Origin of the sequence: Pseudooceanicola profundi (genome assembly GCF_050897955.1) — a bacterium.
In the GTDB taxonomy this organism is placed as follows: Bacteria; Pseudomonadota; Alphaproteobacteria; order Rhodobacterales; family Rhodobacteraceae; genus Pseudooceanicola.
Window position 1 is genome coordinate 2,559,798 of sequence record NZ_JBPAXZ010000001.1, and the last position, 25,190, is coordinate 2,584,987.

A 25,190-nucleotide genomic window follows, 5' to 3' on the forward strand; every position below is an offset into this window, starting at 1 on the left:
TCGTAATATGTGCCACGAGATTGCAATATGCGTTGTCATTTTAGTATTTCAGCAATAAAATTCGGATATGGATGGCATTGACCGCGCGATATTGCGTGAACTCTCCCGGAACGGCCGCATTTCGAATCTCGACCTGTCGGAGAAGGTCGGGCTGTCGCCCTCTGCCTGCCTGCGCCGGGTCCAGCATCTGGAACGCTCTGGTGTCATCGCGGGTTATCGGGCCGTGCTCGACCCGCTGAAGGCGGGGGTCGGCTTCACCGCCTATGTGATGGTCGGGCTGAACCTGCACACAAAAGACGCGCAGGAGGCGTTTGAGCGCGCCATGGCCCGCGCGCCGGAGGTTCGGGAATGTCATAATATCACCGGCGCCTGGGAATATATCCTGCGGATCGAAGCGGCCGATCTGACCTCCTACAAGGCCTTCCACACAGAGGTTCTGGGTACGGTGCCTCAGGTCAGCTCCATCACATCTTATGTGGTGATGGCCTCTCCCAAGGATGAACGCGCCTGACTTACTCGCAGTAATCCGCCTGTTCGGCGACGGCGTCACCCGCGCCCGCCAGGTCAATGGGCAGCGTCTGACCCTCCACGGTCAGCATGGTGCCGCTGCCGACCCGGTCCAGAAACCGTGCCTGCGTTTCTGCATCGGGAAAGTTCAGGGCATAGCCGAACAGATTGCCCTTAACGAATTGCGGGTCAGGCGTCTTCCCGACAAATTTGGCGGGCACCCGGTACTGAGTTCCGTCCAGCGTCATGCCGATCGCATCTGTCGGACGTCTGCGCGGAAAGGCTATCCGCACGGACCGGTCCGAACCGTCACACCGGATCGAGAAATATTCCCCCACGGCGGAGCGTTGTTCCGTCAGATACATCAGGATGCCGTTCTGTGACGGATCTTTGGACTGGACCCATTTGCCCTCGAACACCTTGATCAGATCGGTCTCGATCACCTCGGCCTGCGCCGGCAGCGCGGCAAGCAGGAACAGGGGGAGGGCGGCATTTCTGAAAATCATGGTGGTCTCGATCGGTCCTGACACGGGGCTGTCCCTGTTTTAGTCCAAGTGCCCGCAATGCCAAGCCCGGCGGTCCGTCCGCCGGTCATATCGCCGTGATCCTGCGCCCGGCGGCCGGACCACCGGGTGGCCGCCAGGATGTCAGGATGTGGGGGAAAACTGTCCCGTGGCGCCAGTTACGCGCCGGAAATCAGCTCCGCCTGTTTGACGATCACCTCGGCCTGTTTGATCGACGCAATATCGACCAGACGACCCTTGTAGACCACTGCACCCGCACCGGTGCGCTGCGCCTCTTCCATGGCGGCGAGGATCTCCTTTGCCTCTGTCACCTTATGCTCTGGCGGAGTGAAGACCTCGTTAGCCAGCGCGATCTGCTTGGGGTGGATCGCCCATTTGCCGACCATGCCCAGCGTGGCCGACCGCAGCGCCTGCGCCCGGTACCCCTCATCATCCGAGAAATCGCCAAACGGCCCGTCGACCGGCAGCAGGCCATGAGTCCGGCAGGCGGCCACAATCGCGGTCTGTGCCCAGTGCCACGGATCGGACCAGTATTTCTGACCCTCACGCAGCATGTAGTAATCTTCCTGCGTGCCACCGATCCCGGTGGTCTGCATGCCCATGGAGGCCGCAAAATCCGCGGCACCCAGGCTCATCGCCTGCAGACGGGGGGAGGCGGCTGCGATCTCCTCCACATGGGCGATGCCGGCGGCCGATTCGATAATAACCTCCAGCGCGATCTTCTTCTGCCGGCCTTTGGCGCGTTCGATGGCCGTGATCAGCGCATCCACTGCATAGATATCCTCTGCACAGCCGACCTTGGGGATCATGATCATGTCCAGCCGTTCCCCGGCCTGTTCCACGATATCCACCACGTCACGATACCAGTAAGGCGTATCCAGACCGTTAATCCGCACCGAAAGCGTCTTCTTGCCCCAGTCGATATCGCCGATGGCCTCGATCACCAGCTTCCGCGCCTGCGGTTTGTCATCGGGTGCCACGGCATCTTCGAGGTCGAGATTGATGACATCGGCCTCGGAGGCTGCCATTTTTGGAGGCAGTTTGGTGTTGGAGCCGGGGCCGAACAGCTGGCACCGGTTGGGGCGTGCAGGCGGGGTGGGCTGAATACGGAAGGACATCGGACCTCCTTGAGTAATGAAATTGCGTGACGGTCGGCTTCAGAGTTATTAAATTGCATCAAGCCGGGCAAGGCACATATTGCAGTGCGGCGAAAATGGCTGGATGCAGAAGATTCGCCGACGGCTTGCCTATCAGGCGCAAGAAATCGTTGCATATTCCGACATATGTCGAACATTCTCCCCCAAAATCCGTTTGCAGGCGCAAAATTGCAAAGTCATTCCATGCAGAATCGCGCAGACTCCGCGCCAAGCAAAGGAGCTGCCTGATGATCGAGACCCCATACCTTCTGTTTCTTGGTGACGCCCCCGACATGCTCGCCGCCAAAGTGGCGCAGGGCATCCGTGACTGGCGCCCCGACAATGCCGTGGGCCAGTTCCGCATGGAAGGGTGCAAGGCCGACATGAAGCTCCCCGACATGACGCTGGCAGAGGCCAAGGCGGCCGGCGCCAAGACCCTCGTCATCGGGGTTGCAAACCGCGGTGGCGTGATCTCCCAGGCCTGGAAGAAGGTCCTGATTGAAGCGCTGGAAGAGGGCTTTGACCTGGCATCCGGCCTGCACAATCTGCTGCGCGACGAGCCAGATCTGAAAGCCGTCGCCGAGGCCACCGGCCGCACGTTGCATGACGTCCGTATCCCGTCGGTCAAATACCCCATCGCCAATGGCGAGAAGCGGACCGGCAAGCGCTGCCTGGCTGTCGGCACCGACTGTTCTGTCGGCAAGATGTACACCGCGCTCTGCATGGATCGCGAGATGAAGGAGCGCGGGCTGAAATCCTCGTTCCGTGCCACCGGCCAGACCGGCATCCTGATCACTGGCGAGGGCGTGCCGCTCGATGCCGTGATCGCGGATTTCATGGCCGGTTCGATCGAATATCTGACGCCCGACAATGACGCGGACCACTGGGACATGATCGAGGGGCAGGGCTCTCTCTTCCACGTCTCCTATTCCGGCGTGACACTGGCGCTGGTCCATGGCGGCCAGCCCGATGCGCTGGTGATCTGCCACGAGCCGACGCGGCCCCATATGCGCGGCCTGCCGGGCTACAAGCTGCCCTCGCTGGAGGCGGTGCGCGATACGGCGTTGCAACTGGCCCGTGTCGGTAACCCTGACTGCCAGGTCGTGGGCGTGTCGGTGAACACCCAGCACATGTCCGAAGACGAGGCCAAGGCCTATCTGGCCGAGGTGGAGGACCGCATGGGCCTGCCCGCCGTCGACCCCTATCGCTACGGTGCCGACAAGCTGGTAGATGCGCTGGTCGCTCTGGGCTGACCTTGTTTCTGCCGGAGGGGTCAGGACACCTCCGGCGGGAGAATTTCCGGAAAGATGAAGGAGCGGGTCGTGCAGATTTCTGTAACCGCAGAGACATTTCCGCTGGCAGAGGTCTTTACGATCAGCCGCGGGTCGCGGACGGAGGCCAAGGTGCTGACCGTCCGGGTGAGCGACGGCGGGCTGACCGGCTGGGGCGAATGCGTGCCCTATGCCCGCTACGGCGAAACGCTGGAGAGCGTGACGGCGGAGATCGAGGCGCTTTCGGGGGTCACCGATCGGATCGCCCTGCAGGAGGCGCTTCCCGCCGGGGCCGCGCGCAATGCCGTCGACTGCGCGATGTGGGATCTGGAGGCCAAGCGCGCCGGCAAACGGGCCTGGGACCTGGCCGGTCTGGTCGCACCGGGGCCGGAGATTACGGCCTATACCCTGTCGCTGGCCGAGCCTGAGGTGATGGAGACGGCGGCGCGCAAACATGCGCACCGGCCGCTGCTGAAAATCAAGCTTGGCACGCCGGATGACATGGCGCGCCTTGAGGCCGTGCGGCGTGGCGCGCCCGCGGCGAAGATCATTGTTGATGCCAATGAGGGCTGGTCTGCGGAGGTCTATGCCGAGCTGGCGCCGCATCTGGTGCGTCTGGGCGTGGCGCTGGTCGAACAGCCCCTGCCGGCGGGCCAGGACGCGGCGCTGATCGGTATGGAGCGTCCCGTGCCCGTCTGTGCCGACGAAAGCTGCCATGACCGGGAGAGCCTTCCGCATCTGACCGGCAAATACGACGTGGTGAACATCAAGCTCGACAAGACCGGCGGGCTGACGGAGGCGCTGGCGCTGCGCGATGCCGCGCGGGAGGCGGGCTACAAGATCATGGTGGGCTGCATGGTTGGTTCCTCTCTGGCCATGGCGCCGGCTGTGCTGGTCGCCCAGGGCGCGATGGTGACGGACCTTGACGGCCCGCTGCTGCTGGCTCAAGACCGCGACCATGCCCTGACCTTCGATGAACGGGGCGTGCATCCGCCCGACGCGGCCCTCTGGGGCTGAGCATCAATGCTGCGATATACTGGAGAGTGACATGACCCGCACCGTCTATGTAAATGGCGACTACCTGCCCGAGAACGAGGCGAAGGTCTCTGTCTTTGACCGCGGTTTCCTGATGGCCGACGGCGTCTATGAGGTGACCTCCGTTCTGGACGGCAAGCTGGTCGATTTCGACGGCCATGCCAAACGACTGCAGCGCTCGCTGGACGAGCTCGATATGGCAAGCCCCGTCACCATGGACGAGCTGCTGGACATCCACCGCGAGCTGGTGCGGCTGAACAATGTCGAAGAAGGCGGCGTCTACCTGCAGATCACCCGCGGTGCCCCCGCCGATCGCGATTTTGCCTTCCCTGACCCGGATGAGACGCCATCGTCCATCGTGCTCTTTACCCAGGTGAAGAACCTCGTGAACTCCCATGCGGCGACGACCGGGATCAAGGTGATCTCCATTCCGGACCAGCGCTGGTCGCGGCGCGATATCAAGACGGTGCAGCTGCTCTACCCCTCAATGGGCAAGATGATGGCCAAGAAGGCCGGCGTCGACGATGCCTGGATGGTCGAGGACGGTTTGGTGACCGAAGGCACCTCCAACAACGCCTACATCGTCAAGGGCAACAAGATCATAACCCGGGAATTGTCCAACGACATCCTGCATGGCATCACCCGCGCCGCCGTTCTGCGCCTGGCGCGCGAGGCCCAGATGGAGGTCGAAGAGCGCGGCTTTACCATCGACGAGGCGCAGGAGGCGGACGAGGCCTTCATCACCTCGGCCACGACCTTTGTCCAACCGGTGGTTCAGATCGATGGCGCCATGATCGGGACGGGCGCGCCGGGTAAGCTGGCGCTGCGTCTGCGCGAAATCTACATCGACGAAAGCCGAAAACTGGCAATCTGACGCCATAAAGACGGGCAGCCCCACCCGGGGCTGACCACTCCTTGTGCTTTGGCCCCCGCCTGCGCGTCATCCGGGCGTCATGCCGATGGACGGCAGGCCTGCCCCGGATATACTGGCAAAAAAGACAGGAGTTCCGGGGATGTATGATTTTGCGGCCATGGGGGCTTGGCTCGAATTTGCCGTGCGCTGGTTGCATGTGATTACCGCCATCGCCTGGATCGGTTCGTCCTTTTACTTCATTGCTCTGGACCTCGGGCTGCATCGTGATCGCAACCTCGAGAGCGGCGCGGATGGCGAGGAATGGCAGGTCCACGGCGGCGGGTTCTACCATATTCAGAAATACCTCGTGGCACCGGCCAACATGCCCGACCACCTCGTCTGGTTCAAATGGGAGAGCTATGCGACCTGGCTTTCCGGTTTTGCCCTGCTGACGCTGGTCTATTACCTGGGCTCTGAATTTTACCTTGTGGACCCGGCCGTGGCCGATATTTCCGGCCCCGTCGCGATCCTGATCTCTCTGGCCTCGCTGGCCATCGGCTGGCTGGCCTATGACACGATCTGCAAATCGAAATTCGGCGATGACAACACCCGGCTGATGATCGCCCTCTACGTGATCCTGGTGGGCGTGGCCTATTTCTACACGCATGTCTTCTCGGGCCGCGCGGCCATGCTGCATCTTGGCGCCTTCACGGCCACGATCATGTCGGCCAATGTTTTCTTCATCATCATGCCGAACCAGCGGATCGTGGTGGCCGACCTCAAGGCGGGCCGGACCCCGGACGCCAAATATGGGAAAATTGCCAAGCAGCGGTCGACCCACAACAACTACCTGACGTTGCCGGTCATCTTCATGATGCTGTCGAACCATTATCCCCTCGCTTTCGCGAGCGAGTTGAACTGGTTGATTGCCGCCCTCGTCTTTCTGATGGGCGTCACGATCCGCCACTATTTCAATTCGATCCATGCGCGCAAAGGCAATCCCACCTGGACCTGGCTGGCCACTGTGCTGCTCTTCATTCTGGTCATGTGGCTTTCCACCGCGCCGATGTTCCGGGCCGAAGAGCCGGAAGAAGCCTCCGGCGCAGCGCTGCGTTTTGCCCAGGCTGAAGGGTTCGAGGACGTTCACTCCATCGTTCTGGGCCGGTGCTCCATGTGCCACGCGGCGGAGCCGGCATGGGAAGGGCTCTACTGGCCACCCAAGGGGGTCCGGCTTGAGACGGAGGCACAGATTGCCCGGCAGGCGCGCGCGATTTATCTACAGGCGGGCCTCGGTCACGCCATGCCACCATCTAATCTGAGCTTCATGGAACCGCAGGAACGTGACCGGATTATTGCCTGGTACACGGCGGCAACGAGCGACTGAACAATGTTTCAGAACTGAACCCGGCGGATTGCGTCAGACCAAACTCGTATTGCGGGGCTCACAATCCGCTCAGGCGCGGGGCGATGGCCATGCCTGACCTGCGCCCCCAGATCAGCGGACGACAAACTCTGCGTGCAGAGCGCCGGCTGCCTTGATGCTTTTCAGAATATCGATCATGTCGCGTGGAGAGACACCAAGCGCATTCAAACCCGCGATAACTTCGGAAAGCGAGGCGCCTTCAGGCACTTCTGCCAGACCGGTTCCGGGCTCCTCTTCGATACCGGCCACGCTTCGAGGAACCACAATCGTTTCGCCCTCCGCAAAAGGATTGGGTTGAACGACAATCGGCGCTTCTTCGATCCGTAACGTGAGATTTCCCTGTGAGACCGCCACACGGCTTATCCGCACGTCTTCGCCCATGACAATTGTGCCAGAGCGCTGGTCCACGACCACGCGCGCCTTCCTTTCCGGTGAAATGGAAAGGTTCTCGATCCGCTCAATGGCATGGGCCGGAGAATCTTCCCGGGTTGCTTTGATATTCAATTTGACCGTTCCCGCATCCAGCATATTGGCGACTTTGCGCCCGAAGGATTTGTTGATCGTTTTCTCGATCCGGCCAGCGGTTGTAAAATCAGGGGTCCTGAGGGCCAGCCTTATGGTTTGTAATGTGCCGAGCTCGAAGTCGATCTCTCTTTCGACGCGGGCGCCAGCCGGGATGACGCCAGCTGTTGGAACCCCCTGGGTAACCGTCGCCGCATCCCCCTGCGCCGTGACACCGCCTGCGATGATTGTCCCCTGAGCGACAGCGTAAATCTGTCCGTCCGCAGCATTCAGGGGTGTCATGATCAATGTCCCGCCAAGCAGACTGTTGGCGTCACCTATTGCGGAAACCGTCACGTCTATCTGGCTTCCCGATCTCGAAAATGCCGGCAGCTCGGCTGTCACAAAAACGGCGGCCACATTCTTCGGACGGAATTGCTCACCGGTCACATTGACGCCAAGCCGCTCAAGAATGTTTGTCATGATCTCTTCGGTAAAGGGGGCATTCCGCAACCCGTCACCAGTCCCGTTCAGCCCGACGACCAGGCCATATCCAACGAGATCGTTCCCCCTGACCCCGTCAAACTCAACAAGGTCTTTGATCCGGACTGAGTTGCCGAAAGCCGGCGGGACCAGAAGGCACAGAAAGAAAAGGACCCGGACAATCATGTCAGATAATTCGACAGGGACAGGCGCGACAGACGCGCCGTCACGCCATAAAGGCTTTCAAGCTGGGTCTGGACGGCTTCAAGGCGCGACACTGTCTCGAACGGATCGACGGAAAGCAGCTCTGACTTTGCCAGTTCCAGCGCTGTGCGTTCAGCAGAGAGGCGAGTCGAGCTTTCGTCGATCTTCTCTTGGTCGTAGCCAAGTTCGGCCCGAATCTGTGTGACGCCATCATGCTGGAAACTGAGATTTTTTCCCGCGAACTCAATAAGTTCATTTTGCAGATCCGTCGCAAAGCCTAAATCCGGGTCCGACGCCAACGCCCCCATGGCCACGTACTTGAGCACATCGCGAATAGCCGGATCGTCGCCTTTGATCGTCAGACTGACGTCTTCACCTTCTCTCAGCGAAATATTCGCCAGCGGGGTGGCATCGCCTTGGTAGGCAATCGTGTCATAGGCGCCGCTTACAGCAAACCAGTCGTTCAGTTTTGTACTGATACCGTCCAGGGTGGTTTCGGAAGCGATCTCAGATTTCAACGCGTCAAGAATAACATCCGGTTCTGCAAGGGCAGGTGCATCTGTCTGAATTCCAGAGAAAATATGCCGTCCGCCGACAGAGACATTTATCTTGGAAATGAGGCTGGCAAAGTCTTCGGCCGCACGGCGGGACGCGGATACTGTCACATTCGCCATTTTTGCCTGACTGCTTGAAAGGAGCGAATTGCCAAGCTCCAGCGCGACATTCTGAAACCCTTCAAGCGTGTCTTGCATCGAAGAAGAGAGAATCCGGGCCTCGTTGCTGGTGGAGGTGTACCCATCAAGCAGCGAAAGCTTCCGTTCTACATCGGCCAGGTAGGAATAGCTGCCGGACAGGTGTTTTCCGGTATCCGCTGCCCTACCGCTCGCAAGCTCTTCGGCGAGCGTCGTAAGTTGGGATTTCAGATCCGTATTGTGGCGACGCAGAAGGTATGATTGGGCCAGGTCGCCGATCGAAGTGAGGCTCATAGTTAAATCCTGATAAGAATGTCTAACAGCTCGCTGGCCGTCTGGATCATCCGGGCATTCGCAGCGTAGGATTGTTCAACGAGAAGGAGCCGCTGCATTTCCTGATCTGTGTCGACACCGTTTTCGAGGAGGCGTTCATGCAGTTCGGATTGCCGCGTGACATCGAATGCCAGGATTTCGTCCGCCCGCTGACGTTCCGAACCGGTCAGCGACAACAGGTTCGAAGCCAATCCACTGGCTGTCGTCATGGAAACGCCCAAGCTGGTCGACGAAGGTACGCGGGTTTCCTGTAAGGCCGCCCGCAGATCGTTGAGCAGTGTGGCATCGCCGGAGACACCCGGAGCGGATGCTCCAAGTCCGTCGCGAAGCCGCCAGACAGCGCCACCTTCTTCAGGCAGCACAGATGCGGAAACGGCGATACGTGATGCGATCCCGCGTTCATCTGTTGATACAAATGCGAGGTTGTTGTCTGTAAACAACCCGGCACTGCCAGCGCCCCGGGTCGTATCGAGACCGCTTTGCTGGAACCGTTCGATCAGGTCGCGCGCGGCCGTGTCCAGCCGTGTCTGAATTTCCGGTGCCAGAGAATCCCGGATTTTGAATAATGCAGACAGCCGCCCTTCACCCATATCCTGCTGCGACGCAGGATCAAGAGGCTGGTCATCCAGGGTCAGACCCGAAAGAGTGCCCTCCTCGATGCTCTGATAGGGTGTAATGACAGGCGAAGCCGCAAACCCCAGTTCCCGAGCCTTGCCGTCGATTAAGAACGCGCCGCCGGGCAACATAAGGGCAACGGCACCCGATTGGCGTGGGACTTCGCGCACCGGCAGATATTCGGCAATTTCGTCGATAATTTTTTGCCGGTGGTCCAGGAGGCCGTTGACATCGCCGCCGGTGTTCCTGGCCGTGAGAAGTGAAACGTTGATGTCTTCGACCTGTTTGGTGAGCAGGTTAATACGGTCAACGGCGTTGGCAATGTCGGTATCTGCCTGTTCCCGGTATGCCTGTACTGAGTCTGACGCCACAGTGAAGGTCTGAGCCAGGCTCTTTGCGGCCGAAACCGCTGTCTCCAACCGCTCGGGCAGGTCAGGACGGCTGGACGCCGCGATAAGGCTATTTTCGAACTTTGCGATCTGTGCGGGTAAAGAAAATTCGTCTTCCGGCGTGCCCAGAAGTGTTTCCAGGCGCTGGTGGAACGTCGCGATAACATCCGATGATTCCCGGTCCGCACTGGCCAACCGCAAATCGTGAATGATCCGCGGGTCGGCGCGCCGGGAGACGCTGTCCACCTGAACACCGCCATGTGACCCGGTCAATCTGGTACTGAGATTTATGTCTCGTGGTCCGTAGCCATCTGTCAGCGCATTTGCGACGTTTGATGAGATGACTGATGCGGCACGTGATGATGCCGTCAATCCCGAGAGAGCATTGGAGAGGGCGCCGGACAGGCTCATCGCACATCCTATTCTTTAAAAATATCAAATGGATCGATTGGCGAGCCTTAACGTTTGATATTTGTGGTTTCCTGGAGCATCTCATCGACGGTCTGAAACACTTTCGCATTGGTGGAATAGGCGCGTTGTGTTCGGATCATATCGGTCAGCTCACCAGCGACATCGGTCGCGGATTCTTCCCGGGCGAAGGCCACGATGTCACCGGTGGGGCCGTCGCCGGCATCCCAAAGAAAGAATGCACCGCTATCTGGCGATGGCTTGTAGGTTTGATAGTCCATGGCAAGCAACCCGTTGGTATTGGGCATATCGGCAAGCGGAATCTGATACATTGTTCGCTTGACGCCGGTGTCGAAGAACGCGTGAACAAATCCATTTGCGTCAACCTCGATAGAGGTCATATTGCCGACCGCAGAGCCATCTTTGCTGATCGACAGCGGGGCAAAGACATCCGACAGCTGGCTTAGCCCGCCGCTTCCCCCGAGGACCCCTAGGTCAATTTCCATCGGGCCGCCGAGCACATCGACGATAATCGTGCCGGTTGTCGCATCATAGGCGCCGCCCGTGGTTTCGGTGACGCTGGCCAGCGTACCGCCACCGACCCTCGCATCGGTAAAGGTCACTGTATATTCTCCGATCAGCGCATCATCCTGTGCGCTGTCGGTAATCGTCATCGTCCATTCGTTCGAAGCGCCAGTTGCAGGAATGGTCGGCGTGAATTCTATGGTAATGCTCTCCGATTTGCCGAGATTGTCGAAATATTCGACAGAGAGCTGCTGGCTCTCCCCCGTGCCGGTCGCTTCTGTCTCGGTGGCAGGCAGGTTGACGCCCAGGCTGATAGAGGTCGTCGGTTTACCCTGGAAAAGGTTCGGGTTGATCTGCACCGGCACCAGGCCATCCTGCGTGTCGCGGGGAACAAGTGGAATCGTCCCACTGTCATCCGCCGGCCATCCCAGCAGGACCAGTCCTGAATCCGTTCTCAGATAGCCGTTTTCATCCGGACTGAAAGACCCGGTGGTCGTCAGCATGAGTTCATCGAAGGAACCCGAATTTTCAACCTCATAAGCCGCGGCAACCGGGATCATGCCGCGACCGCGCACGGCGAGGTCCGTGGCATTGTTCGTTGTGACAAGCGGACCACGTTCGTTGATCAGGCGTTTGGTGGTGGCCCGAACGCCGCCGGCGGTATAGGAGCCCGAATTTTCCCCGATGACCAAGGAATGAAAGTCGGCCTCCACCCGCTTGTAGCCGTAGGTTGAGGAGTTGGAGATATTATCCGCGATCGTTCCAAGTTTTGCGGCATTGACCTGAAGTCCGGCGACGCCGGCATTCATCGAAGAGGAAATGGTCATGAATACGCCTTTCTGTTGCATAGACATTTCTTGACCAAGGGTCTTACGAGCCCCCGATTAACATGCCGCTAACAGGTAAAATCCGCCGAAGTTTTGGCCCGTGCGGGACGCCCGGGCCGTCGCAATCAGCGGATTTTCTTGGGATCACGCAGGAGGATCACCTCCAGTCGGTTATTGCGTGCCTCCATCGGGTCCCGGGTTACGGGTTCGCGATCGGCATGGCCGGTAATCCGGGCGGCGCGTTCCGGCGCAAGACCGTTTTTCATCATCAGCTTGCGAAAGACATCAGCCCGTTCCGTCGACAGCTCCCACACCGGATTCCGGCTCATGACGATGGGTCGCGCCGCAACATGCCCTTCCACCGCAACCGCGTTGCTCACGATGCGCATGACGCGGGGCAAAATCCGGGAGAGCGCTTCGGCCATCGGAGTTGGCTCTGCACTGCCGTCCTCGAAAAGTGGCGCGCCCGGCTGATCGAAAAGCTCCAGTACAACGCCTTCGTCGGTAACCTTCGTGATGATGTGTTTGAATGCCTCGGGATGGACATCGCTTTCACCCGTCGCCCCGGCCAGCATGGCATCCACCTCCTGCTTCATCTCGGCAACCGCCTCACCTTCGGTCTCTTCTGATGCCCCCTGCAGTCCCGGCCCGCCAAATCCGCCGGTTGTCTCCTGATTGCGCGCGGTGGCGCCGGTGCCGTTCCGGGCCATCGTTTCCTGCGTGAAAATGCTGTCGCCACCCAGGGCGCCATCACCGCCTCCGGAAATTCGATTGATGGGAATCGTGGGATTAAAGAAGTCGGCAATCCCCTTCCGCTGCTTTTCCGTGGTCGCATTCAGCAGCCACATCAACAGGAAAAAGGCCATCATGGCGGTCACAAAATCCGCATAGGCAACTTTCCAGGCGCCACCATGATGCCCGCCGCCGGCCACTACCTTTTTGCGCTTAATAATGATCGGTGCAGCATTGCCCTGCTGAGTGCTCATCTACCCATCTCCTTTTACCCGTGGAAAGGATTAGGCTACATGTATTGCCTATCGGTAAACGCGCCGCGCGTTGCACGGGGCATCTTCGCGGCAGACTTTGGGCAAACCGTTCAAAGTCGATAGACCTCGCGGGCCGTGTCATGAAACAGCCGCGCTTTTTCCGTCGCGGAGGCACCGGAGGCAAGACGTTTGAACGCGTTCCAGACCACGGGATAGGAACAGCATCCCTTGTCGACCGGGAAATTGCTCTCGAACATGCAGCGCTCCACCCCGAAAAGCTCGATCGCGGTTTCGATATAGGGTCGCCAGAGCCGCGCCAGTTCGCCCGATCCGGGTGGCAGCGGCTGAAGGTGCATATCAAAGCCGTTCACATCCATACCCAGCCCGCCCAGCTTGATCCGGACATTGTCACAGCCGGCCAGATCCGTCATCGCGGCTTTCCATTCCGCAAACACGGCATCGCCCCGCCCGCGATAGGGCCCGATCCCCAGTGGCCCGCCCACATGGTCGAGGATCATGAGCGTCCCGGGATAGGCGCGGGCCAGGTCGGTGAAATCCGGGATCTGCGGATGATAGAGCCAGGCATCATATGTCAGCCCGGCCTCTGCCAGATGCGCGAACCCCTGTCGGAACCTGTCGTCATACATGATCCCGAGCGGAGAATTCGGCACCGCACCGGAGAAGGCATCGCCGCCCGACGCAGTGATATGCCGGATGCCGCGCAACCGCCCGGCCGCGGCCTCCCGATGCGCCTCCAGCACCGGCACCACATCGTCCCCGAGCAGGAGATTGGCATGCGCGACGATCCCGGCACATGCGTTCAGGTCCGGCCGCCGCGCCGCGCAGTCCTCCGCGATGCCGACCACGAATTCGGTCTCTCCGACGGGGCGCAGCGCCTCCGGCCCGTCCGGACGATACCCGTACCGGCATTGGATAAAGACAGAGGCGCGGACATTGTGGCCCGAGGTCAAATCCGCCAGCAGCTCCTCCGCATAATAGGGGCCCAGCCGGTCCCACAGGTGATGATGCGGGTCGATGATCGGCAAATCCGGTTCCAGAACGTCTTCTGTCAGTTTTCCAAGCCATGACAGATTGGTCATGATATGGCCGGTCGCTTCGTATGTCTCGGTCATGATGTGTCCTCCCTCACGCAAAACATACCCGAAGGAATGCCGGAGAGAAAAGTGCCCGCGTTCATGCAACCTTTTTCCCGCGCGTTCGGCATGTTAGACCGGACCGACGGTCTGAGGGTTGGGGATGACACGGATCCTGGTAGTGGGCAGTTCCGGAAAACTGGGGCGCATGTTGCGCGCCATCTGGCATGTCCCGCCGCCGAATGCGGCCTCCGTCACCTGGGTCGCAAGAACCGGCGCCCCGGGCATGATCGAATGGCGCCCCGGACAGGACCCGGCGGACGTGCCGTCGGCAGATGTCGTGATCGCGCTCTGGGGTGTGACGCCGGGGCAGGGCGATCTGGGTGACAATGCGCGCCTTGCCATATCCGCCATGGAGCTGGCCGCAAACCTGGGCGCCCGGAGAGTGCTGCACTGTTCCAGCTCTGCCGTTTATCCCCCTTCGGAGACCGCCCTGTCGGAGCTGGACGAAACCGGCCCGAGCAGCGACTACGGCCGGGCCAAGATCACGATGGAGGCCGTCATCAAGGACTGGTCCGAAGCCAATCCGGACGGGCCGGCCCCCTGTATCATGCGGCTGGCAAACGTGGCCGGTGCGGACAGCCTGTTTGCGACCCTGGACCGGGGCGGCCCGGTCCCGCTGGATCAGTTCCCGGACGGAACCGGCCCCCGCCGGAGCTATCTGGCGCCGAGTGATCTGGCACGGAGCCTTGTGAACCTGGCAACATGCCCGGATCGCTACTATCCGCCGCTGGTCAACCTGAGCGGCCCGCGCCCCGTCGCGATGGAGGCCATTGTCCGCGCCGCGGACAGGCGGCTGGACTGGCGGCCCGCCCCGGATACCGCAATTCCCTGCCTCGCGATGGATGCAGGCCGGATCGCGCGGCTGTGCGGTGAACTGGTCGACAGTTCGGATCCGGGCGCGCTGGCAGAGAACTGGCGCCGGTGGGGCGCCCCGGCGCAATGACGGTTCTCAAACGGCTCATGGACCTGATCTGCGTGGCGCTGTTCGTGGCCACCCTCTGGCCCGTGTTCATCTGGGTCAGCTGTCTTGTGCTGCTGCGGGACGGGCGCCCGGTCTTTTACCGGTCCGAACGCATGAAGACGGCCACGCAGCCCATCAGCCTGATCAAATTCCGGACCATGACCGCCGACCCGAAGGATGCCGGCGTTTCAGGCGGCGACAAGGCGCATCGCATCACACGGACCGGCGCTTTTCTGCGTCGCAACCGTCTGGATGAGCTGCCACAGATCTGGAACGTGTTGCGGGGCGACATCAGCTTTGTCGGGCCCCGTCCGCCGCTGCGCCGCTATGTCGAGCTGTTCCCGGAGCTCTATGCAGAGGTGCTCCGGTCCCGCCCGGGCGTGACGGGGCTGGCCTCTCTGGTATATCATCGCCACGAGGAGCAGCTGCTGAACGCCTGTCGCGATGCTGAACAGACCGAAGCCGTCTACACCCGTCGCTGTATCCCAGCAAAAGCGCGGCTCGACCTGATCTATCAGCGCAAGCGAACGATCTGCTTTGATATCTGGCTGATGTTTTCGACCGTGATACGGCGAATGCCAACAAGGATGAAACAAAGTGTTACCCGACAAAATTGACTTGGCCGCTCCAAGCAGGGACTATTGACCAGTCGGTTGCGTAGGGTCGAAGGAAAATCAGTGTTTGGCTTGACGAAATCCGGCCCAGCCCCCATGACAGGAGCAATGTCTTTGCGGGTGCAGCATAGTCGCTGGGTAGAGGGGCTCCAGACTTGATTTACAAGTTCATCACGCGCCTGCTGCCCGGTCAAAAAGCCATCATTCTGATGTGCCTTGACCTGAGCATGGTGTTGCTAGCCTTTGCCCTGTCCACAACATTGATGAATGGCGCCGGTGGGGTCTGGCCGGATCTGGCGCGGAAACTCCCCTTCATCGGCATCGGACTGGCGGTTTCGGCAATCTGCATCCGCTATCTGGGCCTGCACCGGACAAAACTGAAAATCTACGAAGCGCAGGGGATGACCGATACCATCCTTGTCGCCGGCGCGCTTGCCGTGTCCTGCGGCGCGGTGAACCTGCTGGTTGGCCGGGTCATGACCCTGGCCGATATCTCGGTGCTCGGGGCGCTTGCCCTCGTGCTGATGATCGGCGCCCGTCTGATCCTGCTGGAGGTCGTCCGCTATGCCTGGAGCACCGGCTCCGGCAGGATGCGGATCCTGATCTACGGTGCCGGCCAGACCGGGCGTCAGTTCGCCAATGCCCTGGCCACGGATGACAAGGTGCTTCCCATGGCCTTTGTCGACGACAGCCCCCGCCTGCAAAGCCAGACAATTTCGGGCCTGCGGGTGCATTCCTCTGTCCAGATCGAACATCTGGTTCAGAGCCTTGGCATCGACCGGGTTGTGCTTGCCATGCCCTCGGCCGCGCCAAATGTCCGCGCCCGCATTGCAAACCGCCTCAAATCGCTGGGATGCGAAGTGCATTCCCTGCCGTCCTTCTCCGAGATCATTGCGAAAGGCGAACAGGCGCTTGACCGGCCTCCGGTCGATATGGCGAACCTGCTGGGCCGCAATCGTCTGGAACAGGAACTGCCGGGTGTCACCGACAGCTACAAGGGCCGCACCATTCTGGTGACCGGCGCCGGCGGGTCGATCGGATCCGAACTTTGCCGTCAGCTTGCACTCTGTGATCCGGCTGTTCTGGTGCTGCTCGATCACAGCGAACTGGCGCTTTACGACATCGCGCGGGAAATGGCCGTGATCGCGCCGGACCTCAAGGTTGTTCCCCGTCTTGGCTCCATAAACGAGGCCACCCTCCTGCGGGAGATTTTCGCCGAACATCAGGTGCAGATCGTCCTGCATGCCGCCGCCTATAAACACCTGCCCCTGGTCCAGTCGAACGTCATTGAAGGCATCCGCAACAATGTCATCGGAACCAAGATCGTGGCAGAAGAGGCAGGCCGGGCGGGCGTGTCCCGATTTATCCTGATCTCGACCGACAAGGCGGTGCGGCCCTCCTCTGTGATGGGCGCGACCAAGCGGCTGGCCGAGCTGGTGGTCCAGGATCTAGCGACACGGGCCAAATCCACCCGATATTCCATGGTGCGCTTTGGCAATGTCATGGGGAGCTCCGGCTCCGTCATCCCCCTGTTTGAGGAACAGATCGCCCGGGGCGGGCCGATCACCGTCACCCATCCTGACGTCACGCGCTATTTCATGACAATTTCCGAAGCATCGCGGCTGGTTCTGCTGGCCGGATCCTTTGCGCGCGGGGGCGATGTCTTTGTTCTGGACATGGGAACGCCGCAAAGCATCCGCGATGTGGCCCAGCAGATGATCGAGGGGGCCGGATATACCCTGAAGGACGACATGCATCCCCATGGTGATATCGAGATCGTCTTTACAGGTCTGCGGCCCGGCGAGAAGTTGCATGAAGAGCTGCTGATCGGGTCCGACATGCTGACGACGCCGCATCCCAAGATCATGCGCGCGCAGGAGACTCACCTGTCGGAGATCGAGCTGGCCAAGGCCATAGCCGAGATCCGCGCGGCGATAGACAGCCGCGACGGCGAATTTGCCAGTTCGGTTCTCTCGGCCTGGGTCGAAAAGCAGGAACAGCGTTCGATCGAAATCCTCACCTGATCGCCCGACCCTGAGCGGTCAGCGTTCTTGGGCCCTTATGGTCGCACTGACCCGGGCCGGGGCCGGGTGCAGGGCCCGGACGACTGCAATTGCCATCCGGCCCGCCCGAGTGCTCCGTCACAGGCAGCGTGTCAGATCATCCTGTGCAGCACGCCCGTTTTCCAGACCAGCTGATGCAGGGCCACGGCCGCGACATGCATGATGACAAGGATCATCAGCAGCGTTTTAAGGATTTCATGTAACTCTGCCGCCGCGCCCACCTGCAGGAACCACGCGACCAGACCTGTCACAGGCAAGAGGAGCAGCAGGGCATACATGGCTATATGAGCGTATCTGGCCGCTGTCTGGAAGATTTCGGGTTCGCCGGCGACGGGGCCGGGCGTGCCCAGACGCAGGCGCAGGGCCAGCCGCACCATGACCGCCCCGAGGATCAGAATGCCAATGCCGATATGCAGCACTGAGGTCACGTCGTAAGTCGCGACACCGCTGTCCATGAGCCCGTGAAAAGGCCGGCCCATGCCGTCAAAGACGAAGTATTGGCAAAACAGCAGGCCGACGACGGCCCAGTGAAGCCGTTTCTGAAGGGTGGAATATCCGGTTTCGGACGGAGACAGAGACAGAGATGGGGACATGGCACGTGCTTTCTGAAAGGGATGATGCCCTTTAAACGTTCGCTGCCTCGGTTTCCGTCGCAACTGTGCCCGGTATAGCCGTTAAATCCGGTCAGCCATGTGCGGCGTTCAGCTCGTCAAGGATGGCGCAGGCCGGATCGTCATCTCCGTGACAGCGATCAATCAGGGATGTCAGATGCGTCTCCAGATCCTGAAGGTCGCGAATCTTTGCCCGGACGGTGTCCAGATTGGCAAGGGCCAACGCCCGCACGTCCCGGCTGGCCCGGCCCGGATCGGCATTGAGGGTCAGCAGCTGCCGGCATTCTTCCAACCCGAAGCCAAGCTGCCGGGCCTGCGCCAGAAGGTGCAGACGGTGCACCTGATCTGCATTGAAATCCCGGTAGCCATTGCCCGATCGGGCCGGATCGACCAGCCCGATATCCTCGTAATACCGGATGGTCTTGGCCGACAATCCGGTCTCTCTCGCGGCATGTCCTATGTTCATTCCTGGCCTCTTCATCTGTTGCGGCGTGCCTATGTCACCGCACCCCTGAGATAATAGCGCACCCGAAGCTGTCAAAGCTTTGTGGCACGAAGTCTCAGCGCGTTGCCGATCACCGACACGGAGGACAGGCTCATCGCAGCCGCCGCAAAGATCGGCGACAGCAGCACGCCGAGCACCGGGTAAAGTATCCCCGCGGCAATCGGCACTCCGGCGGTATTGTAGATGAAGGCAAAGAAGAGGTTCTGACGAATATTGCGCATCGTCGCCTCGGCCAGCCGCCGGGCCCGGACGATGCCGGTCAGATCGCCTTTCACCAGCGTGATGCCTGCGCTTTCCACAGCCACATCCGCACCGGTGCCCATGGCGATGCCCACCTCGGCCTCGGCCAGGGCGGGCGCATCGTTGATGCCGTCCCCGGCCATGGCAACCGCAAGCCCTTCGGATCTGAGCGTCTTGACCAGTGCGGCCTTGTCTTCGGGGCTGACCTCGGCATGGACCTCGTCTATACCCAGCTGTGTCGCGACAGCCTGCGCCGTGGCCCGGGCGTCGCCCGTGGCCATGACGATCCGCAGGCCAAGATTGTGCAGCGCGCGGATCGCTTCGGGCGTGGTGTCCTTGATCCGGTCGGCCACGGCGATCAGACCGGCCGCCGCTCCGTCGACCGCAACATACATGGCGGTTTTGCCCTCGGACTGAAGCGCCGCGGCGCGGTCGGCAAGCGCACCGCAGTCGACGTCAAGGTCCGCCATCAGGGCCGCATTGCCAAGCGCCACCCGGCGACCCTCGACCGTGCCGGTGACGCCCTTGCCGGTGACAGCGTCGAAATCCTGGCTGTCCCTGCGGGAGGCGCCGCGGTCTTCGGCACCTTTCACGATCGCCTCGGCCAGCGGATGCTCGGAGCCGCGTTCAAGCGCCGCGACAAGGGTCAGCAAGTCGACCTCCTCCATGCCCAGCGGTTCCACATCGGTCAGGGTCGGCTGGCCTTCGGTCAGCGTGCCGGTCTTGTCGACGATCAGGACATCGACCTTGGCGAACCGTTCCAGCGCCTCGGCATCGCGGATCAGCACGCCGGCATTCGCCCCGCGCCCCGAGGCGACCATGATCGACATCGGCGTTGCCAGGCCAAGCGCACAGGGGCAGGCGATGATCAGAACCGAAACGGCGGCGACAAAGGCATAGGACAGCGCGGGCGAGGGGCCAAAGATCCACCAGGCCAGGAAGGCCAGCACAGCGCAGGCGACCACGGCCGGCACGAAATAGCCGGCGACGCGATCGGCCACGGCCTGGATCGGCGCCCGCGACCGCTGCGCCGAGGCGACCATCTGCACGATCCGGTTGAGCGTGGTGTCGTCACCGACATTTTCCGCCGTCATCAGGAACGTCCCGGATTTGTTCAGCGTCCCGCCGGTCACGGGCGCGCCTTCGGTCTTTTCGACCGGCACGGGCTCGCCCGTGATCATGCTTTCGTCGACAGAGGACCGGCCTTCGGTCACCACCCCGTCCACCGGCACGCTTTCGCCCGGCCGGACCCGGAGGATATCGCCGGCTTTCAGCTCCTCCAGCGGCACATCTTCTTCGGTCCCGTCCGACACCCGGCGCGCCGTCTTGGGGGCCAGGTCCATCAGCGCCCGGATCGCATCGCCGGTGCGTTCGCGCGCGGCCAGCTCCATCACCTGCCCGATCAGCACCAGCACAAGGATCACGGCCGTTGCCTCGAAATAGACCGGGGTCATGCCCATGCCGTCCGCCATCTGAGCAGGCAGCAGTCCCGGCGCCAGCATCGACACGATCGAAAAGAGATACGCCGCCCCCGTGCCCAGACCGATCAGGGTCCACATATTGGGGCTGCGGTTGAGGATCGAGGCCCAGCTGCGCCGGAAAAACATCCGCGTGAACCAGACCACGAGGCTCGCCAGCACGAACTGGATCCCGACAAAGGCAGTGTGACCCAGCCAGTCTGCAAAGGGTATGCCAATATGCGATCCCATTTCGAGCACGAACACCCCCGCCGCCAGCGGCGCGGTAATCTTCAGCCGTCGTTTGAAATCGACATATTCCGGATGCGGGCCGCTGTTCAGGCTGGGCGTCATGGGTTCCAGCGCCATGCCACAGATCGGGCAGTCGCCGGGATGATCCTGCACAATCTCGGGGTCCATCGGGCAGGTGTACATGGTGCCTTCGGGCATCGGCTCCGGTTCCGGTCGGTCGCCGAGATAAGTCGCGGGATCGGCCTCGAACTTGGTCATGCAACCGGCGGAGCAGAAATAGAACCGGTCTCCCTCGTGTTTGAGGACATGCGCCGCGGTCGCGCGCGCAACACTCATGCCGCAGACCGGGTCCACTGCCGTCAGGTAAGCGTCGGGATCGGCTTCGAATTTCTTGCGGCAGCCGTCACAGCAGAAGTGGTAGGTGTGTCCCTGAAAGTCCGAACTGGGCTTGCCCGCCGCCGGGTCGACGGTCATGCCGCAGACCGGATCGCGATGGATGGTATGGCTGGGATTATGTTCGGGCATGGGACCGTCCGCTCCTGGAAATTGTATCCGAACAGGGTATCTAAGGGTTCCAGCCACTGGAGGGTCAAGGGGTCAGCTGTCGCCTATCGACCGACCTGACGTCAACTCCGAACGCGCCCGACCCCGCCGGGTCGGCCACCCGGAGCGTCAGTGATCCACGAGGCCGGTTTCGAACAGGATCGGCTGGCCGTGCGGGGTCGCTTCGGCCGCCCGCTGCCAGATCTGCGCTGCCCGATCAACGGCATCGGCATCCGGCCCGCCGGACCGCGCGATCAGATCCTCAAGCGCGCGCATCCAGCAGCGGTAATAATACTCCGTATGCCGCGCATCATGGATCGGCGCCTCGGGAGGGCTCTCGGCAAGGCGTGCAGACAGGGCGTCGGCCCAGTCGCTCCAGTCGAACAGACCTTTTTCGTGCAGCAGGACGGTCATGGCAAAGGCCTGCGCCTGCCATGGGGCCTCAAACCGCTGAGCCAGCGGTGCGGGCGCCGCCTCCGCCGTTACGGCGGCTGGCTGATCGGGCGTCTCAGGCCGGGTCAATATAGGGCTCCCATGCATCTATCGTCACGCTGTCGCCTTTCACGCCCCGCGCGCCCCACAGGTCGACCGCGTCAAAGGAAATTGTATAGAGCCAGTGCGCGACATCCCCCTCCCCCTGGGCAGATGCGTCGGCATAGAGGTGATATCCCTGCACGGCCTCGACCCGCCCGGGTTTGCCGCGCGCATAGGCCGGAAGCCGGCAATGTCCGCGCGGCTGAAGGTTGCGCATCCGGACGGCGTCGCCGGGCCCGAATTTGGGCGGGGCGGCCTCTGCCGAAGAGCGTTCCGCCGGGGCGCCGCGGGCCAGCACGCCCGACACATCTTCCGCCCGGAGCACGCGCCGCGGCGCAACGGTCCCCTCTACAATCGGACCGCCCGTAATTTCCGTCGGATCCAGCAGGCCCTTTTCGACAAGCATCCGTTCGAGCCCAAGCAACCACAGGTGATAATAGCCAACGGAGTAATATTCCGCCGGGCTGCGATCTTCCCGGGCGGACCGCATTTCATCAATGCTCCAATGGCCCATGGCGCCGGCAGCCACCATCATCGCCATCATCCGGCGTTCCCAGCCGGCATGAAACAGGCCGGTTTCTCCGTCCGGCTGAACAGGGCCGAACCCGTCAAGGCCACCCATATCATGCGGACCGTTCACGCCCCTGCACCCTCGGGAAACCGGGCCAGAGCCGTGCCGATCATCGAATCCCGGCTGACCAGCGCCGCCAGATCGTCCTCGCTGAGGTCCTCAGTCCCCGCCGGACGCTCCGGCACGACCAGAAACCGAAGCTCCGACGTCGAATCCCAGACCCGCACGGCGGTCGTCTCGGGCAGATGCAGACCGAATTCCGACAGAACCTGCCGGGGCTCGATCACCACACGGGACCTGTAGGCATGCGATTTGTACCAGGCCGGCGGAAGCCCCAGAACGCTCCACGGGTAGCAAGAACACAGCGTGCAGACGACGACGTTATGCTGAGACGGTGTGTTGAACACCGCCCGCATATGTTCGCCCTGCCGCCCCGTATACCCGAGTGAGGCAATGGCTGCGGTTGCATCCTCTGACAGCCAGCTGGCAAAGGCATCGTCGGTCCAGGCCCGCGCGACAACCCGGGCGCCGTTACGGGGCCCGACCTTGGTCTCATAGGTGTCGATGATCGCCTCCAGCGCGTCACGCTCGATGAGCCCCTTGCGGGTCAGAAGCGTCTCCAGCGCCATGACCCGCGCGGTCATCTCGTCGAGATGGCTTCCGCCGTGGTCCTCATCGCCGTGGTCATGATCGTGCGGCATGGATGCCTCCGTAGCTACAGGCGAACCTGAGGTCTCTTCCAGACTAGAAGCGGCCTCTGGCGGATGTCCAGAATGTCATGAGCTGGCGGGTTGTTTCAGTCCTGTTCTGGCCCGGTTCCGCGACGGGACCACAGATCGGGCCGGCGCGCACGGGTCAGCTCTTCTGACTGCTGCCGCCGCCATTTCTCGATCTCTCCATGATGTCCCGACATCAGCACGTCGGGAATGCTACGGCCCTTCCATTCCGCGGGGCGGGTATATTGCGGATGTTCCAGCAGCCCGTCGGAAAAGCTTTCGTTGACCGTCGATTCGGAATTTCCCAGAACCCCGGGCAGCAATCTGACGGTCGCATCGATCATCATCTGCGCCGCCAGCTCTCCGCCCGTCAGGATAAAATCGCCCAGGCTCACCTCCTCGATCCCGTAATGCTCGATCACCCGCTCGTCGAGCCCCTCGAACCGGCCGCAGATCATCGTGACCCCGCGCGCCGCACGCAGCCGGTGCGCCATCGCCTGATCGAACCGTTTCCCGCGCGGCGACAGGTAGATCAGCGGCCAGTCCCCCTGCTTCCCCGTCGCTGTCCCGCCCTCGGTTCCGTCCATCGCCCGGTCGATTGCGCGGCCCATGACGTCCGGACGCAGCACCATGCCGGCCCCTCCACCCGCCGGCGTGTCATCGACATTCCGGTGCCGGCCGTCGCCAAACAGGCGCAGGTCGATCGTCTCCAGCTGCCAGAGCCCGTCCTTCAGCGCCCGACCGGTCAGGCTTTCGCCCAGAATCCCCGGAAACGCCTGCGGAACGAGCGTGATGATCCGCGCCGTCCAGACATCAGTTGCCGACGCCTCCGCCATAAGGTCACGCGGTACCAGAGTGGGCCGGATGGATTTGCGACCATGCGATTTGCCGGGAGGAAGAGCTTTGTCGGTCATGCGCCTGCTTTCTGCCGGTCATACCGGTCTATCACGGTCTTTTTGGCGTCCCTGACGGCTCTGTCGTCAAGGTCAGATCGGTTGATCGCCAGCATCTCCGCCAGGATCTCAGGCGGGAGCGACCGGTTTTCCCACGGGACGGCTTTCATACGCTGACGGGCGGCGATGGTGACACCGGCCCGGCCAAGCAGCGTTTCCGCCGGGCCGAAGGCGACATCTGCGATCGATTCCAGCGTGTTGAACCCGACGACAGAGGGGGCGACCACACGGGCGATCCGCCGGACCTGGTTTTTCAGATCGGCGCCCTGTCCGATCATCGCCGTGAACTCCTCCAGCGACTGAACCATGCGGGACGCGCGCACATTCTGCGCATAGCAACTGGCCAGCCAGGGACGTCGGGACCGCGTCGTGAACCAGAATCCGATCCCCGCACCCGGCAGACATTCCAGCGCCACCTCCCGCAGCACCGGCATGATCTTTTCGGCCGCCCGATAGGAGGTCAGCCCATGCCGGCCCGGCATGTGACCTGACAGATCCTCCGAAGACATGAGCACGGTGCGCCCGTCCTCGGGGTCCAGCGCCTCAAACACCTGCGCGGCCTCATAGATCAGCATGCTGCGTTCCATCGCGCCCGGTCGAATGGAAAACGCGCGGGCGGCCTCGCAGAGCGCCTCCATGTCTTCTCGCAAAATGACCTTGGCAAAGGGCGCAAGCGCAGCGCGATTATGGCCCAGCGTCTTCTGGATCGACGTCGTGCCGGTCTTGTGGAACCCGGCATGCACAAGCAGCCGCGCGGCCATATCAGAAAAGCCCCTCCGGCGGATCCGCGACGATCCGGCCAAGGGTCAGATCGACCGTCGGTACAAAAACCTTGGTGAAGGGCAGCAGAATCGTGGTTTTCAGGCCCGGCCCCATAATCTCCAGCAGATCACCGGCGCCATTGTCCTGAATCGAGCGCACAGTCCCGATCTCCGTCCCGCCGGTGTCAAACACCGTCAGGCCGATCAGATCGGCATGGTAATATTCGTCATCTTCCAGACCCGGCAGCCGGTCGCGCGGCGCATAAAGCTGCACGCCCTTGAGCGCATCGGCATCTTCCTTGGTCTCCACCCCGCCCAGACGCGCGGCGAGGCCGTTCTTGATGGATCGGGTGAGGGTGACGGTAAAGCTGCGGCTGCCGTCTTCGGTGGTCAGAGGGGCATAATCGACGATCGCCTCCGCCTCCGCGCAGAAGCTTTTCAGGCGCACCTCGCCCCGGACGCCGAAGGCCCCGGCGATGGCCCCGACACAGACCTTGTCAGACATGCGGCACCTCTTTGCGCAGCGGCAGGGCGATCCGC

25 protein-coding genes are annotated in these 25,190 nt (G+C 61.8%); 8 read left to right on the forward strand and 17 right to left on the reverse strand.

Annotation, left to right across the window (positions count from 1 at the left end; genetic code table 11):
- Positions 1-67: 67 nt before the first annotated feature.
- The gene (locus ACRARG_RS12980) at positions 68-511 is read left to right on the forward strand and encodes an Lrp/AsnC family transcriptional regulator (protein ID WP_432690439.1); all 444 of its coding nucleotides are present in this window, start codon (positions 68-70) and stop codon (positions 509-511) included.
- A 1-nt stretch (position 512) separates the two neighbouring features.
- Here the strand turns inward: ACRARG_RS12980 and ACRARG_RS12985 are convergent, their stop codons facing one another.
- Together ACRARG_RS12985 and ACRARG_RS12990 are read right to left on the reverse strand one after the other, a co-directional pair.
- Positions 513-1,037, reverse strand: a complete 525-nt coding sequence (locus ACRARG_RS12985; RefSeq protein WP_432690440.1) for a hypothetical protein — start codon at positions 1,035-1,037, stop codon at positions 513-515.
- A 152-nt stretch (positions 1,038-1,189) separates the two neighbouring features.
- On the reverse strand, positions 1,190-2,149 hold the full coding sequence (locus ACRARG_RS12990) for an L-malyl-CoA/beta-methylmalyl-CoA lyase (RefSeq protein ID WP_432690441.1): 960 nt from the start codon (positions 2,147-2,149) through the stop codon (positions 1,190-1,192).
- A 266-nt stretch (positions 2,150-2,415) separates the two neighbouring features.
- Here ACRARG_RS12990 and dgcN point away from each other — a divergent pair, with 266 nt between their 5' ends.
- From dgcN to ACRARG_RS13010, 4 genes are all read left to right on the forward strand, one after another.
- Positions 2,416-3,420: an N-acetyltransferase DgcN gene (dgcN, locus tag ACRARG_RS12995; RefSeq protein ID WP_432690442.1), complete on the forward strand. Its 1,005-nt coding sequence runs from the start codon at positions 2,416-2,418 to the stop codon at positions 3,418-3,420.
- 69 nt (positions 3,421-3,489) lie between these two features.
- Positions 3,490-4,455 carry an N-acetyl-D-Glu racemase DgcA gene (dgcA, locus tag ACRARG_RS13000; RefSeq protein WP_432690443.1) on the forward strand — a complete coding sequence of 322 codons (966 nt, stop codon included), beginning with the start codon at positions 3,490-3,492 and terminating at the stop codon, positions 4,453-4,455.
- Positions 4,456-4,486: 31 nt separating this feature from the next.
- Positions 4,487-5,347 (forward strand): D-amino-acid transaminase, encoded by an 861-nt coding sequence (locus tag ACRARG_RS13005; RefSeq protein ID WP_432690444.1) that lies wholly within the window; start codon positions 4,487-4,489, stop codon positions 5,345-5,347.
- Between the two features lie 139 nt (positions 5,348-5,486).
- Entirely contained in the window at positions 5,487-6,710 is a 1,224-nt protein-coding gene (locus tag ACRARG_RS13010; RefSeq protein ID WP_432690445.1) for a urate hydroxylase PuuD, read from the forward strand.
- A 111-nt stretch (positions 6,711-6,821) separates the two neighbouring features.
- Here the strand turns inward: ACRARG_RS13010 and ACRARG_RS13015 are convergent, their stop codons facing one another.
- The 6 genes from ACRARG_RS13015 to ACRARG_RS13040 all read right to left on the reverse strand — a co-directional run bounded on the left by ACRARG_RS13015 (position 6,822) and on the right by ACRARG_RS13040 (position 13,845).
- Entirely contained in the window at positions 6,822-7,919 is a 1,098-nt protein-coding gene (locus tag ACRARG_RS13015) for a flagellar basal body P-ring protein FlgI (protein ID WP_432690446.1), read from the reverse strand.
- Positions 7,916-8,923, reverse strand: a complete 1,008-nt coding sequence (locus ACRARG_RS13020; RefSeq protein ID WP_432690447.1) for a flagellin — start codon at positions 8,921-8,923, stop codon at positions 7,916-7,918. The genes ACRARG_RS13015 and ACRARG_RS13020 overlap by 4 nt, the downstream gene beginning before the upstream one ends.
- A gap of 2 nt (positions 8,924-8,925) precedes the next feature.
- Positions 8,926-10,377: a flagellar hook-associated protein FlgK gene (gene flgK, locus ACRARG_RS13025; protein ID WP_432690448.1), complete on the reverse strand. Its 1,452-nt coding sequence runs from the start codon at positions 10,375-10,377 to the stop codon at positions 8,926-8,928.
- Positions 10,378-10,424: 47 nt separating this feature from the next.
- A complete protein-coding gene (locus tag ACRARG_RS13030; protein WP_432690449.1) occupies positions 10,425-11,726 on the reverse strand; it encodes a flagellar hook protein FlgE in 1,302 nt (433 codons plus the stop codon).
- 125 nt (positions 11,727-11,851) lie between these two features.
- A complete protein-coding gene (locus tag ACRARG_RS13035; protein WP_432690450.1) occupies positions 11,852-12,712 on the reverse strand; it encodes a flagellar motor protein MotB in 861 nt (286 codons plus the stop codon).
- A 110-nt stretch (positions 12,713-12,822) separates the two neighbouring features.
- Positions 12,823-13,845, reverse strand: a complete 1,023-nt coding sequence (locus ACRARG_RS13040; RefSeq protein ID WP_432690451.1) for an amidohydrolase family protein — start codon at positions 13,843-13,845, stop codon at positions 12,823-12,825.
- 124 nt (positions 13,846-13,969) lie between these two features.
- Here ACRARG_RS13040 and ACRARG_RS13045 point away from each other — a divergent pair, with 124 nt between their 5' ends.
- The 3 genes from ACRARG_RS13045 (at position 13,970) to ACRARG_RS13055 (ending at position 17,468) form a co-directional block, all read left to right on the forward strand.
- Positions 13,970-14,812, forward strand: coding sequence for an NAD-dependent epimerase/dehydratase family protein (locus ACRARG_RS13045; RefSeq protein ID WP_432690452.1), 843 nt, complete (start codon positions 13,970-13,972; stop codon positions 14,810-14,812).
- Complete coding sequence (locus ACRARG_RS13050) at positions 14,809-15,447, forward strand: sugar transferase (protein WP_432690453.1); 639 nt, start codon at positions 14,809-14,811, stop codon at positions 15,445-15,447. The genes ACRARG_RS13045 and ACRARG_RS13050 overlap by 4 nt, the downstream gene beginning before the upstream one ends.
- A gap of 152 nt (positions 15,448-15,599) precedes the next feature.
- Entirely contained in the window at positions 15,600-17,468 is a 1,869-nt protein-coding gene (locus ACRARG_RS13055) for a polysaccharide biosynthesis protein (RefSeq protein WP_432690454.1), read from the forward strand.
- 131 nt (positions 17,469-17,599) lie between these two features.
- Here ACRARG_RS13055 and ACRARG_RS13060 read toward each other — a convergent pair whose 3' ends face one another.
- The 9 genes from ACRARG_RS13060 to rimM form a co-directional block, all read right to left on the reverse strand.
- Entirely contained in the window at positions 17,600-18,100 is a 501-nt protein-coding gene (locus ACRARG_RS13060) for a cytochrome b (protein ID WP_432690455.1), read from the reverse strand.
- Positions 18,101-18,191: 91 nt separating this feature from the next.
- Entirely contained in the window at positions 18,192-18,584 is a 393-nt protein-coding gene (cueR, locus tag ACRARG_RS13065) for a Cu(I)-responsive transcriptional regulator (RefSeq protein ID WP_432690456.1), read from the reverse strand.
- 71 nt (positions 18,585-18,655) lie between these two features.
- Positions 18,656-21,097, reverse strand: coding sequence for a heavy metal translocating P-type ATPase (locus ACRARG_RS13070; RefSeq protein ID WP_432690457.1), 2,442 nt, complete (start codon positions 21,095-21,097; stop codon positions 18,656-18,658).
- Positions 21,098-21,244: 147 nt separating this feature from the next.
- Positions 21,245-21,637, reverse strand: a complete 393-nt coding sequence (locus ACRARG_RS13075; protein ID WP_432690458.1) for a nitrile hydratase accessory protein — start codon at positions 21,635-21,637, stop codon at positions 21,245-21,247.
- Complete coding sequence (gene nthB / locus ACRARG_RS13080; protein WP_432690459.1) at positions 21,624-22,289, reverse strand: nitrile hydratase subunit beta; 666 nt, start codon at positions 22,287-22,289, stop codon at positions 21,624-21,626. Before nthB ends, ACRARG_RS13075 begins: the two co-directional genes overlap by 14 nt.
- On the reverse strand, positions 22,286-22,921 hold the full coding sequence (gene nthA, locus ACRARG_RS13085; protein ID WP_432690460.1) for a nitrile hydratase subunit alpha: 636 nt from the start codon (positions 22,919-22,921) through the stop codon (positions 22,286-22,288). Before nthA ends, nthB begins: the two co-directional genes overlap by 4 nt.
- A 95-nt stretch (positions 22,922-23,016) precedes the next feature.
- Positions 23,017-23,850, reverse strand: coding sequence for a tRNA (guanosine(37)-N1)-methyltransferase TrmD (gene trmD / locus ACRARG_RS13090; protein WP_432690461.1), 834 nt, complete (start codon positions 23,848-23,850; stop codon positions 23,017-23,019).
- A complete protein-coding gene (locus ACRARG_RS13095; protein ID WP_432690462.1) occupies positions 23,847-24,650 on the reverse strand; it encodes a hypothetical protein in 804 nt (267 codons plus the stop codon). Before ACRARG_RS13095 ends, trmD begins: the two co-directional genes overlap by 4 nt.
- A 1-nt stretch (position 24,651) precedes the next feature.
- Positions 24,652-25,155, reverse strand: coding sequence for a ribosome maturation factor RimM (gene rimM, locus ACRARG_RS13100; RefSeq protein ID WP_432690463.1), 504 nt, complete (start codon positions 25,153-25,155; stop codon positions 24,652-24,654).
- Between the last annotated feature and the right edge of the window lie 35 nt (positions 25,156-25,190).